This is a genomic window from Aeromonas sp. sia0103 (assembly GCF_963895295.1).
In the GTDB taxonomy this organism is placed as follows: domain Bacteria; phylum Pseudomonadota; class Gammaproteobacteria; order Enterobacterales; family Aeromonadaceae; genus Aeromonas; species Aeromonas encheleia.
The window spans coordinates 474,218-486,213 of record NZ_CAWQKG010000011.1; the positions used below are offsets into that span (position 1 = coordinate 474,218).

The 11,996-nt window shown below is 61.3% G+C and carries 9 protein-coding genes; 3 read left to right on the top strand and 6 right to left on the bottom strand.

All coding sequences use genetic code 11. The annotated features are described in order from the left end of the window. Window position 1: 1 nt before the first annotated feature. From AACW18_RS04955 to AACW18_RS04975, 5 genes are all read right to left on the bottom strand, one after another. On the bottom strand, window positions 2-1,540 hold the full coding sequence (locus AACW18_RS04955; protein WP_218387984.1) for an inactive transglutaminase family protein: 1,539 nt from the start codon (window positions 1,538-1,540) through the stop codon (window positions 2-4). A gap of 3 nt (window positions 1,541-1,543) precedes the next feature. Next, on the bottom strand, window positions 1,544-2,332 hold the full coding sequence (locus AACW18_RS04960) for an ATP-dependent zinc protease family protein (protein ID WP_042651343.1): 789 nt from the start codon (window positions 2,330-2,332) through the stop codon (window positions 1,544-1,546). A gap of 52 nt (window positions 2,333-2,384) precedes the next feature. Continuing rightward, window positions 2,385-3,362 carry a tRNA 5-methoxyuridine(34)/uridine 5-oxyacetic acid(34) synthase CmoB gene (cmoB, locus tag AACW18_RS04965; RefSeq protein ID WP_042651344.1) on the bottom strand — a complete coding sequence of 326 codons (978 nt, stop codon included), beginning with the start codon at window positions 3,360-3,362 and terminating at the stop codon, window positions 2,385-2,387. Window positions 3,363-3,365: 3 nt separating this feature from the next. Then, a complete protein-coding gene (gene cmoA / locus AACW18_RS04970) occupies window positions 3,366-4,109 on the bottom strand; it encodes a carboxy-S-adenosyl-L-methionine synthase CmoA (RefSeq protein ID WP_218290096.1) in 744 nt (247 codons plus the stop codon). Between the two features lie 556 nt (window positions 4,110-4,665). After that, a complete protein-coding gene (locus AACW18_RS04975; RefSeq protein ID WP_218387985.1) occupies window positions 4,666-5,514 on the bottom strand; it encodes a DUF72 domain-containing protein in 849 nt (282 codons plus the stop codon). 434 nt (window positions 5,515-5,948) lie between these two features. On the opposite strand from AACW18_RS04975, the gene aspS reads away from it, so the two are divergent. The 3 genes from aspS to AACW18_RS04990 all read left to right on the top strand — a co-directional run bounded on the left by aspS (window position 5,949) and on the right by AACW18_RS04990 (window position 10,476). Next, entirely contained in the window at window positions 5,949-7,727 is a 1,779-nt protein-coding gene (aspS, locus tag AACW18_RS04980; protein ID WP_218387986.1) for an aspartate--tRNA ligase, read from the top strand. Between the two features lie 70 nt (window positions 7,728-7,797). Then, window positions 7,798-8,538, top strand: coding sequence for a YebC/PmpR family DNA-binding transcriptional regulator (locus AACW18_RS04985; RefSeq protein WP_042651348.1), 741 nt, complete (start codon window positions 7,798-7,800; stop codon window positions 8,536-8,538). A 312-nt stretch (window positions 8,539-8,850) separates the two neighbouring features. Continuing rightward, window positions 8,851-10,476, top strand: coding sequence for a phosphoethanolamine transferase (locus tag AACW18_RS04990; RefSeq protein WP_218290102.1), 1,626 nt, complete (start codon window positions 8,851-8,853; stop codon window positions 10,474-10,476). Between the two features lie 302 nt (window positions 10,477-10,778). Here AACW18_RS04990 and nagC read toward each other — a convergent pair whose 3' ends face one another. Further along, window positions 10,779-11,993 (bottom strand): DNA-binding transcriptional regulator NagC, encoded by a 1,215-nt coding sequence (gene nagC / locus AACW18_RS04995; RefSeq protein WP_042651350.1) that lies wholly within the window; start codon window positions 11,991-11,993, stop codon window positions 10,779-10,781. Window positions 11,994-11,996 lie beyond the last annotated feature (3 nt).

The following is an 11,996-nucleotide window of genomic DNA, read 5'->3' on the forward strand; positions in this document are numbered from 1 at the left end:
GTTACTTGTCCTTACCCGGGGTGCGACCAGACTTCATCTCGTTCACCAGCGGCTTGAAGCGCTTGAGCTCGCTCAGCTTGTAGCCGGTGTAGTTACCCATCAGCAGCACGGTCGCCATCAGCACCAGCTGCAGGCCGAGGAAGTTGAAGGTCAGGTGACGGATCAGCTCGTTATCCATGGCCAGGTAGGCGATGACCGCCACCAGCAGGGAGCCGCCGCCCTGGCGAACCACTTCCTTCGGACCCTCTTCTTCCCACAGGATGGACATCCGCTCTATGGTCCAGGAGAGGATTATCATCGGGAAGAAGGTGATCTTCATGCCGTCGGTCAGCCCCAGCTTGAAGGCGAAGGCCGAGAAGATGCCGATCATCGAGATCACCATGATGATGATCGCCGATATTCGGGCCACCAGCAGCAAGTTGAGCCGCGACAGGTAGGAACGGATGATGAGGCCGGTGCCGACGATCAGCAGGAAGCCCACCAGACCTGTGATGAGCGAGGTCTGGATGAAGGCGACCGCGATCAGCACCGGCATGAAGGTGCCGGAGGTCTTGATCCCCACCAGGACCCGCAGGAACACCACCATCAGCACGCCGATGGGGATCAGCAGCAGCCCCTTGAACAGGGCCTGCTCTTCCAGTGGCAGGCTGTGGATGGAGAAGTTCATCATCTCGGACTTCTCGAACTTCTGCGCCAGCGCCACGTTCACCGGTTGCTCCTGCTCGATCATCGAGAAGGTCACGCGGGAGTTGTGGCCGCCGGTCACGTCCAGCAGGGCGCCCGAGTTGTACTCCCACAGCAGCAGGTTGGCCGGCTGGCCCTGGCTGCCATCTTGCGGGTTGAACAGCTTGTAGTCGGTCGGGTTGTTGAACACCTGCAGATAGTCCACCAGCTCCTGGCGACGACGGCCATCTTCCAGGCTGAGGGCGTGTACCACCCGGGCCGGTACGTTGGCGTTGTTGAGCAGCTCGGCGATCAGGTTGGCACGGCTCTTGTGCGACTTCAGCAGCTCGGCGTTCTGCTCCTGCTTCTCGATCTCCTTGATGATCTCGCGGGTCAGGGTGTAGCCGTCGGCGGAACGCTCCTGCGCCCGCTCCAGGATCTGCTTCATCGCGGTGGCGTAAGGCTCACTCTCGATCTGCTTCTCGATGGTGGGAGGCTGGGGATTGGCGGCCGGTTTGGCATGGGCATCGGCCATCATGTCGACCCGGTAGTAGAGCTCCTGGCGGCCGGAGGCGGTGCGGATGGACCACTCGGCGCGGGCATCACCGTTTTTCTCGACGAAGGAGAGGCCGTAGCCGGGGCTGGCGGCGTTCTCGTTCATCAGGGTGAAACCGGGCTGGGTGCCCGGAATGGCGAGAGAGGCGATGACCGGCTCACCGGTGGCCTCGAATTCCAGCTTGGCTTCGATAGACCAGATCTGACGTTTCTCGCCTGGCGTCAAAGGCACGTCCAGCGCGACATGGTGATAAAACGTCATTCCCAGGCCGACAATGTACAGCAGGGCGACCAGCAGATAGAACGGCTTACGGGAAACCATGGATTATTTTACATCCTTGAGCTTGGGTTTTGGTTGGATATATTCGCGGGCCACATCGACCACGGCGATGTCTTTGAGGAATTCACGGCCCAGCAGCACAGGGAAGGTCATGTCGCTGCGATCCTTGAGGGTAAACTCGGCTTTCTCGGTCATGTCGCCGATGCGCACCGTGAGGCGCACCACCGGACGGCGGTCGAGATCGTCAGCGGAGGCCTGACGCACGCGCACATGGCGTACCAGCGGGGCCTCGATCTGGATCTTGTCGTCCATCTCCTGATGGCTCAGGAAGAAGCGCACCCAGTTCTTGCCGTTGCGCTCGAAGATGGTGATCTCCTGGGCGCTGATGGAGGAGGTGGTGGCACCGGTATCGACCCGCGCCTGGAAGGCGTCGTTGGCGGCATCGACCCAGATCCACTCCGCTTCACCCACCAGCAGCTTGCCGTCGACGGTGTGACCCTGGCTCGGGGCCTGGCACTTCTCGGTCGGAATGGCCATGGGCTTGGGGGGCTCTGGTGGCAGGGTAGCCAGCTTGCTGTCGACTTTCTTCACGGACTCTTTCATGTTGGTGACATCGGTGTTGAGCTGAACCAGCAGGTGCTGTTGCTGCACATACTGCTTCTGTTGCTGTTCCATGGATGTTTGCAGGCGTTGTTCGCTCAGGGTGATCTCGTTGCGAATCTCGGCCAGCGTCAGGGTCGGGACAGGGGGTGCTTTCTCCATACTGACACACCCGCCGAGACTGAGCAGGGAGAGCAGGGTCATTCCTTTTAATTTGCTTTTCATGTCATTCATTTAACTGTGCTTCCTGGAATTGGGTCAGTGTAACTTCCTGAGCTGCCATCGGCTAGTCTTTGGCCTTCCTGGCGATCAGCACGGCACGTTTGGGTGCCGGGTATCCTTCGACCGTGAGTGCCGGATCGGCGGGATCCAGGTAATCACTCAGGGATTCATTAATCATCCAGTCGGTACGACGCTGTTCGTCGGTGCTGGTCATATTCTCGTCCACTATCCGCACATCGGTGAATCCGCAGCGCTCGACCCAGAGTTTGAGGGCCGCGCTGGAGGGAATGAACCAGACGTTGCGCATCTTGCCGTAGCGGTCGGTGGGCACCAGCACCTCGTTGACCCCGCCATCCACCACCAGCGTCTCCAGCACCAGCTCGCCATCGTCTTTGAGCTGGTTGCGCAGCTGTTCGATGTGCTCGATGGGGGACTTGCGGTGATAGAGCACCCCCATGGAGAAGACGGTGTCGAAGGCGCGCAGTTCGGGCAGTTCCTGAATGCCGAGCGGCAACAGGTGGGCCCGTTGATCGTTGCCGGCGAAGTGGCGAATGGCCTCGAACTGGCAGAGGAACAGCGGACTGGGATCGATGCCTACCGCGAGCTTGGCCCCTTCCCCGACCATGCGCCAGAGGTGGTAGCCGCTGCCGCAGCCCACGTCCAGCACGTAGCGGCCGGCCAGGGGGCTGATGTGGGGCAGCACCCGATCCCACTTCCAGTCGGAGCGCCACTCGGTGTCGATGTGGATGCCGTGGACATGGAAAGGTCCCTTGCGCCAGGGCATGAACTGGCGCAGCAGGCTCTCGGTCTTCTTGCGCTCGCCCTCGCTGAGGCTGTCATCGCTGCCGATCTCGACCCGGCTGTGCAGTTCGATATGGCCGGGGGCGACCGTGGGCAGCTTGTTGAGCGCCCGGTTCCAGCGCGGCAGATCCCCGTGCAGATTGTCGTGCTGCCAGGCGTGCAGCTGGGCGGGCAGGCTATGCAGCCAATGGCTCAGCCGGTTCTTGGCGATCAGTTGATAGAAGTTGGCAAAGTCGATCATGGCTTAGTTGGCGTCGCTGGCTTTGATGGCAATCATGGATCCGAAGTTGAAGCACTGGAACCAGAGATCCTGATGGACGAAACCGGCCGCGCGCAGGCGAGCCCGATGCACCTCCAGCGTGTCGGTGCGCATCACGTTCTCCAGGGCGTTGCGCTTCTGGCTTATCTCCAGTTCGCTGTAGCCGTTGGCCCGCTTGAAATCCAGATGCAGATCGATGAGCAGCTCGTTGACCTGGGCATCCTCGAAGCGGAACTTCTCGCTCAGGATCAGGATGCCGCCCGGGCGCAGGCCGTCGTGGATGCGTTTGATGAGGGCGGCCCGCTGCTCGGGCTCGACGAACTGCAGGGTGAAGTTGAGCACCACCACTGAGGCGTTCTCGATCTCGATGTCGCAGATGTCCGCCTCGACCAGCTCCACCGGCACCTCGGACTTGAAGCCGGAGAGGTGGGCGCGAGCGCGTTCGATCATGGGGTGGGAGAGGTCGACCGCGGTGATGCTACAGCCCGGTTGCGCCACGTGGCGACGCATGGCCAGGGTGGCGGCGCCGAGGGAGCAGCCGAGGTCATAGAGGCGGCTGTCTGGCTGGGCGTAACGGGCGGCCATCATGCCGATGGCGGAGATGATGTTGCTGTAACCCGGCACGGATCGCTGGATCATGTCGGGGAACACGTCAACGACCTGTTCGTCAAAACAAAAATCCCCCAGGCGGGCGATGGGGGCAGCAAAAATCTGATCTTTGGTATGCATGTCTGCGCAACCTGACAGCCGGTGTACAAATCGACTGTTTTTGTTCAATTGAATCTTGGGTAGACGGGCATCGAGATGGCGTCGTCACCGGTTGACGAACGGGTAGCAGGCCTTGAAATCCCTTGGGCCAGTTCCGTTCGCAACGGGCCATCGTCCTGGCCCTTATTTTGAGTCGGCCATCAGTCACAACGGACTGGCAGCCTGGCCCTTATTCTGAGCCGGGTCATCAGTCACAACGGACTGGCAGCCTGGCTCTTATTCTGAGCCGGGCCATCAGTCACAACGGACTAGCAGCCTGGCCCTTATTCTGAGTCTGGGCATCAGTCACAACGGACTGGCAGCCTGGCCCATATCCTGAGCCCTGTTATCAAGTTGCAACGGATTGCAACGGACGAATACCAGGGCCCTCGTATGGGGCGCTAGTGTAGTGGATTGACCGGCGTTTGTCTTGACGTGCGGCCCGGCCGTACCACAAAAAAGCGGCTTTTTTTGCGCCCGGCCGAGGACAGCGAAAAGGGCTGGCTACTAAAGACACAGCCGCTCTTTTTGGCCCGGCTTAAAAGTCCAATGAGCCTTGTCGCGCGCGATCGTTTTCCCCTGGCCAGGGCGCCATTGGGTGGCCGAGCAACTGGCTTATCTGACGCGCCAGTTCGGGGGCTCTGACATTGTCGGCGGTATGAATAAAGAGGTGGAGATCCTTCCCCTCCGCCAGCCACTGTTGCCAGCGGGGCAGCCAGGGCGGCAGGAAGGGGTGGTTGGCGGCCGGATCCGGCAAACCGATGAGGCGCACCACAGGGGCATCGGCGGTGGCGAGCAGGTGCACCGGCAGCCTGGGCTTCTTGCCCTGGGCGTCGATCATCGCCGGGGTGCTGGCCGGCACCGAGAACAGCGGCCGGCTGTCGAGCATGATGCGGTTGATGCCCTGCTCCATCAGCAGCCGGTTCAGGGCCCGCTCCGCCTCGCCCTTGGCGAAGAAGTTGGGATGACGCACCTCCAGCGCATAGCGAAAGTCTCGCGGCAAGCGCTGGAAGAAGGCGGCAAGGCGCGGCAGGCCGGCGGGGCCGAAGCGGGCGGGCAGTTGCAGCTTGAGCAGCCCCAGCTTGTCGTGCAGCGGGCCGAGCAGGGCGATGAAGTCGCTCACTTGCTTGTCGACGCTGACCAGATCGCTCTGGTGGCTGATGGTCTGCGGAAACTTGAAGCTGAAACGGAAGCTGTCCGGTACCGCCTCGCTCCAGCGGCGCACCGTGTCCGGGGTCGGCGAGGCGTAGAAGGTGGTATTGCCTTCCACCGTGTTGAAGACTTGGGCATAGTGGGCGAGGTGGTCGGCGGGCTTGGCACCCATGCCCAGTAACTGACCGGGCCAGGCCGGGTGTGACCACTGCGGCAGACCCAAATAGAGGCTCATGACGGATCCTGTGTGCTGGTTTCGCTCTTTTTGCACTCATTTTTGATCCTGAATGATAAAAACAGGGCAAAGGAGGCTGCGGGCCATTTTACCCAAATGGGGGTTTTCCTCTATAATGCCAGCCCTTTTGTTTGCCAATTTGTTGTGACCCACGGGGTCATGCGCCTATGGTGGCGATGGCGGCGACCATACACTTGCCAAACAACGACGCTTGCCGATGCCCTCGCACCGACTTTTCGGCCCCCATAGGGGTTGCCTCCGGTCGCGCCGACATCGCTGGCAACGGTCCGGTTCTGGGGAGCCGGATGGTACGAGACTGATTTCAAACCGGGTAAGAACAAGAATCTGGCCAGCTGTGAGACAGACGGTGCTTGCCAGTCGTGCCCGGCGGCCCAAGGTTAACCGTCTCTCTACAATTTCGAAGGAAGAAGTCCATGCGCTCTATCTATTGCGGACAGGTCAATGAGGCCCATGCCGGGCAGACCATTACATTGTGCGGTTGGGTCCATCGTCGTCGTGACCTCGGCGGTCTGATCTTTATCGATATGCGCGACCGGGAAGGGATCGTGCAGGTATTCTTCGATCCGGACAAACCGGACGCCTTCGCCCTGGCCTCCGAGCTGCGCGGAGAGTTCTGCATCCAGGTGACCGGCGTGGTGCGTAGCCGCCCCGACTCCCAGCGCAACAGCGACATGGCCACCGGTGCCATCGAGGTGTTTGGCCACGAGTTGACCATCATCAACCGCTCAGAGCCCTTGCCGCTCGACTTCAACCAGACCAACAGCGAAGAGATCAGCCTCAAGTACCGCTATCTGGATCTGCGTCGCCCCGAGATGGCCAAGTACCTGAAGACCCGTGCCAAGGCCAGCGCCTTCGTGCGCCGCTTCATGGACGAGCAGGGCTTCCTCGACATCGAGACCCCCATGCTGACCAAGGCCACTCCGGAAGGGGCCCGTGACTATCTGGTGCCGAGCCGCGTCCACAAGGGCAAGTTCTACGCCCTGCCGCAGTCCCCGCAGCTGTTCAAGCAGTTGCTGATGATGTCCGGCTTCGATCGTTACTACCAGATCGTCAAGTGCTTCCGCGATGAAGACCTGCGGGCCGACCGTCAGCCGGAATTCACCCAGATCGACGTGGAGACCTCCTTCATGACCGCACCCCAGGTGCGCGAGCTGATGGAAGAGATGATCCGCCAGCTGTGGCAACACGTGCTGGCCGTGGATCTCGGCGACTTCCCGGTGATGACCTTCGACGAGGCCATGCGCCGCTTCGGCTCCGACAAGCCGGACCTGCGCCTGCCGATGGAGCTGGTCGACGTGGCCGATCTGCTGACCGAGGTAGAGTTCGCGGTGTTTGCCGGTCCGGCCAAGGATCCGAAAGGCCGCGTGGCGGCCCTGAAGGTACCGGGCGGCGCCGAGCTGTCCCGCAAGCAGATCGACGAGTACACCAAGTTCGTCGGCATCTATGGCGCCAAGGGACTGGCCTGGATGAAGGTCAACGCCGCGGCCAATGGCCTCGAGGGCGTTCAGTCTCCGGTCGCCAAGTTCCTCTCCGATGAAATCGTGCGCGAGATCCTGGCCCGCACCGACGCGGCCGACGGCGACATCATCTTCTTCGGCGCCGACAGCAAGAAGGTGGTGTGCGATGCCATCGGCGCCCTGCGCCTGAAGGTGGGTCGCGATCTGGGTCTGGTGGAGAACTGCTGGAAGCCGCTGTGGGTCATCGACTTCCCCATGTTCGAGGAAGACAGCGAGGGTGGCCTGGCCGCCATGCACCACCCCTTCACCGCACCGAGCAACCTGGGTCCGACCGAGCTGAAAGCCAATCCGCTGGAAGCCTATGCCAACGCCTACGACATGGTGATCAACGGCTACGAAGTGGGTGGCGGTTCTGTCCGTATCCACAACAGCGAGATGCAGTCCACCGTGTTCGACATCCTGGGGATCACCCCGGACGAGCAGCGTCTCAAGTTCGGCTTCCTGCTGGATGCCCTGAAGTACGGGACCCCGCCCCATGCCGGTCTGGCCTTCGGCCTGGATCGTCTGAGCATGCTGCTGACCGGTACCGACAACATCCGGGACGTGATCGCCTTCCCGAAAACCACGGCCGCCGCCTGTCTGATGACGGACGCCCCCAGCTTCGCCAACCAGGCTCAGCTGACCGAGCTGGCCATCGCCACCGTTGCCAAGGCCGAGGTTGAGGCGAAAGCCTGAGAACATGCTTAAGACCGGGTCGCTGCGCGGCCCGTATCCCATTGATTTAAAATTATAACGGAGAGTTTTTATGGCAGGTCACAGCAAATGGGCCAACATCAAACACCGCAAGGCGGCGCAAGACGCCAAGCGTGGCAAGATCTTCACCAAGTTGATCCGTGAAATCACCACCTCAGCGCGGATCGGTGACGCGGATCCGGCCAACAACCCGCGTCTGCGCGCGGCGGTGGCGGCGGCCCTGACCGGCAACATGACCCGTGACACCATCAACCGCGCCATCCAGCGTGGCGCCGGTGGTGGCGATGGCGAACAGCTCGAGACCATTATCTATGAAGGTTACGGCCCGGCCGGCTCCGCTGTGATGGTGGAGTGCCTGACCGACAACCGTAACCGCACCGTCGCCGAGGTGCGTCACGCCTTCAACAAGTGCGGTGGCAACCTGGGCACCGACGGCTCGGTGGCCTACCTGTTCAGCAAGAAAGGCCTGATCACCTTCGTCGGCGTGGACGAAGATGCCCTGATGGATGCGGCGCTGGAAGCCGGTGCCGATGATGTGGTGACCGAGGAGGATGGCTCCATCGAGGTGTACACCACCCCGAACGACTTCGGCACCGTGCTGGATGGCCTGGAAGCGGCTGGCTTCAAGCCCGAGAGCGCCGAAGTGACCATGATCCCCTCCACCGAGGCCGAGCTGGATGCCGAGACCGCACCCAAGCTGATGCGTCTGATCGACATGCTCGAAGATCTGGACGACGTGCAGGAGGTGTACCACAACGGCTCCATCTCCGACGAAGTGGCAGAACTGCTCTGATCGTCAGGTAGCGTTATCGCCGGGTAGAAAACCCGGGAGGAGCATCACCACGGTGTCACCTCTGACGAGAGCACGAAACGGCAGCCCTGGGCTGCCGTTTTTTACGTCTGAATGGCCCCGTTTGAGTTTATTTTATCCAATCTGCTCCCGCCTTAATTCCCGCTTAAGTTTGCCTGCTTACTCTCTTCTGCATCCGGGCCGCTGTGCCCATCACCCTGTTGTCTGCTCGGGAAGAGAGACGGGTGATCTGGATGTTCAAAACGGAGCCCCCATGCAGGGCCTCCCGATCTACTGGCTTGTCGGAGTATCGTTATGCGTCTCACCCTGGGAGTGATGAAGGTCAACCTGTTGCTGGTGCTGCTGTTTGCACTGGTCTTCAACTGGCCCATTTTTCTGCACTTTTACCGCATTCTCACCGCCCTTGAGCATGTCAAGGCGGGCTTCGCCCTCTCGATCCCCTTTGTGCTGATGGCCGCGCTCAACGCCGTCTTCCTGCCGTTTACCTTCAGGTATCTGCTCAAACCCTTCTTCATACTGCTGATCATGACCGGCTCCATCGCCAGCTACGCCATGCTCAAGTACGGGGTGATCTTCGATGTCGGCATGGTGCAGAACATCATCGAGACCAACAGCGGGGAGGCGACCTCCTACCTCAACGCATCCGTCATGCTCTGGTTCCTGCTGACCGCCGTGCTGCCGGTGCTCTGCCTGCTGTGGATCAAGATCGAATACCCGACGCCCTGGTACAAGGGGCTGGGCATGCGCCTCGGCGGCATCGCCCTCTCTCTGCTGTTCCTGGTCGGGGTCGCCGCCCTCTATTACCAGGATTACGCCTCGGTCGGGCGTAACAACCACTCCATCGTCAAGGAGATAGTGCCCGCCAACTACGTGCGCGGCCTCTATCGCTACGCCCGGGACATCGTCTTCGCCACCCCGATCCCTTATCAGCCGATGGGAACCGATGCCAAGGTGGTGGCCAAGAGCGACAAGCCGACCCTGATGTTCCTGGTGGTGGGGGAGACGGCGCGCAGCCAGAACTACTCCCTCAACGGTTACAAGAAAGAGACCAACAGCTTTACCGAGCAGGAGCCGAACCTCGTCTCCTTCAAGGATGTGCGCTCCTGTGGCACCGCCACCGCGGTTTCCGTGCCCTGCATGTTCTCCAACCTGACGCGCCGTGAATACGACGAGACCCTGGCCAAGTCCAGGGACGGTCTGCTGGATGTGCTGCAACACGCCGGTGTCTCTGTGCTGTGGAAGGAGAATGACGGCGGCTGCAAGGGGGTGTGCGACAAGGTGCCCACCATCGAGATCGAGCCCAAGCAGTTTCCCACCTACTGCGAAGGCGACTCCTGCTATGACGAGGTGCTGTTGCAGGGGCTGGATCAGCAGATCGCCGACATGAAGGGCAAGCAGGGCGACAAGCTGGTGGCCTTCCACCTGATGGGCAGCCACGGTCCGACCTACTACCGCCGCTACCCGGCCGCCGATCGCTTCTTCCTGCCGGACTGCCCGCGCAGCGACATCGAGAACTGCAGCAACGAGGAGCTGGTCAACACCTACGACAACACCATCCGTTACACCGACAAGGTGCTGGCCCAGCTCATCGCCAAGCTCAAGACGCTGGAGAGCCAATACAACGTGGGGCTGGTCTATCTGTCGGATCACGGTGAATCTCTGGGGGCCATGGGGCTCTACCTGCACGGTACCCCCTACAAGTTCGCGCCGGATGATCAGACCCGGGTGCCGCTGCTGACCTGGTTCTCCCCCCAGCTGCAACGCGACCGCCAACTGAACCAGGATTGCCTGCGCCAGGAGGCGAGCAGCAAGCGCTTCTCCCATGACAACCTGTTCCACTCCATGCTCGGCATCATGGACGTGCAGACCAGCATCTATGACGGCAAGTTGGATCTGTTCAAGCCCTGCCGCGCGGGCTAAGCCTGCGGGATGAATCATCAACAGCAACGGCAGCCGATGGGCTGCCGTTTTTTATTGGGGAAGGGGGAGGGCATGGCGGCACCGCGATAAGCCGCGGGTGATCCGGTCAGGCCGGTCACATCAGGCTCATTCCAGCACTATCTGCCGCCCCCAGTCATATGTTGGGGAACCTAGCTGTGCGGACCCGGTTTTCTCAGCCGGAGCCGAGCCTGTTCAAACCCCGGGGGCTAATTCGGGTGTCACGCTTCATAAAACAAAAACGGCAGCCGATGGCTGCCGTTTTTTTATTGGAGGGAGCAGGACTACTTCTGCTCCATGATGATCTGCAGCAGATCCCCTTCCAGCAGGGAGCGCTTGACCAGGGCGAAGCCGCCTATGGTGGGCTGGTTCTGGAAGCGCGCCTTCACGATGGGCAGGCCACGGTGGAAGCTGGGCAGGGACTGGTGCTCGACGCAGCGACGGATGGCCGGGATCAGGATCTCTTCCGCGGCGGTGATTTCGCCGGCGATCAACACCTTCTGCGGGTTGAACAGGTTGACCGTGATGGCGATGGCCCGGCCCAGATGTTCCCCCACGTTCTCGATCACGCTGCGTGCCAGCTCATCCCCCGCCACGGCGGCCTTGCACACCTCCTGAATGGTGATGTGTTTGTCCTGCAGGGCGCTCAGGTGGCCACGGCTGATGAGCTCCTTGACCTTGTCGACGATGGCTTCGTTGGAGGCGATGGTCTCCAGGCAACCGAAGTTGCCGCAGTGGCAGCGCTTGCCGAGCGGCTCGACCTGGATATGGCCGATCTCGCCGACGTTGCGATTCTGGCCGAGGAACACCTTGCCCTTGGTGATGATGCCGGAGCCGGTGCCCTGGTGCACGCTCACCAGGATGGAGTCCATGCAGTCGCGGGACTCGCCGAAGAAGTGCTCGGCCAGCGCCAGCGAGCGGGTATCGTTGCCCACGTAACAGGGCAGGTTGAAATGGTGCTCGAGCAGCTTGGCCAGCGCCAGGTTGCGGATCTGGTAGGTCGGGGTGTAGATGACCATGCCGGATTCCGGATTGACCAGGCCCGGCATGGTGAGTGCGACACTGATGAGGTTGCGACTGCGCTCGGCGTTGGCGTCGATGAAGGCGCCAATCTCCCGCAGCAGCATGTCGACCACGGGTTGCTGCTCGATCTCGGTCACCTGGGTGATGTGCTGATCGAGCTCCTTGCCGTCGAGATCGTAGAGACTCAGCTGCAGGTAGCCGCGGCCGAGCTTGGCAGAGACAAACTGAAAGCGATGCTTGATGGTGGTCAGGGAGATGGCCCTTCGTCCGCCGGTCGATGCCTGCGGCGAGGTCTCCCTGATCAGCCCATGCTCGATCAGTTGCCGGGTTATCTTGGTCACGCTGGCCGGGGCCAGCTGACTCAACTCGGCAATTTTGACCCGCGAGATGGGCCCCTGCAGGTCAATGAGCCGGTACACGACCGCACTGTTAACCTGCTTGATGAGATCTACGTTTGCTATTTGTCCGCCAGTCATAGT

Bases quoted from the DNA above. Each gene is read 5' to 3' on its own strand.
- AACW18_RS04955 (WP_218387984.1), bottom strand. From the start codon at position 1,540: ATGGTTTCCCGTAAGCCGTTCTATCTGCTGGTCGCCCTGCTGTACATT.
- AACW18_RS04960 (WP_042651343.1), bottom strand. From the start codon at position 2,332: ATGAATGACATGAAAAGCAAATTAAAAGGAATGACCCTGCTCTCCCTG.
- cmoB (WP_042651344.1), bottom strand. From the start codon at position 3,362: ATGATCGACTTTGCCAACTTCTATCAACTGATCGCCAAGAACCGGCTG.
- cmoA (WP_218290096.1), bottom strand. From the start codon at position 4,109: ATGCATACCAAAGATCAGATTTTTGCTGCCCCCATCGCCCGCCTGGGG.
- AACW18_RS04975 (WP_218387985.1), bottom strand. From the start codon at position 5,514: ATGAGCCTCTATTTGGGTCTGCCGCAGTGGTCACACCCGGCCTGGCCC.
- aspS (WP_218387986.1), top strand. From the start codon at position 5,949: ATGCGCTCTATCTATTGCGGACAGGTCAATGAGGCCCATGCCGGGCAG.
- AACW18_RS04985 (WP_042651348.1), top strand. From the start codon at position 7,798: ATGGCAGGTCACAGCAAATGGGCCAACATCAAACACCGCAAGGCGGCG.
- AACW18_RS04990 (WP_218290102.1), top strand. From the start codon at position 8,851: ATGCGTCTCACCCTGGGAGTGATGAAGGTCAACCTGTTGCTGGTGCTG.
- nagC (WP_042651350.1), bottom strand. From the start codon at position 11,993: ATGACTGGCGGACAAATAGCAAACGTAGATCTCATCAAGCAGGTTAAC.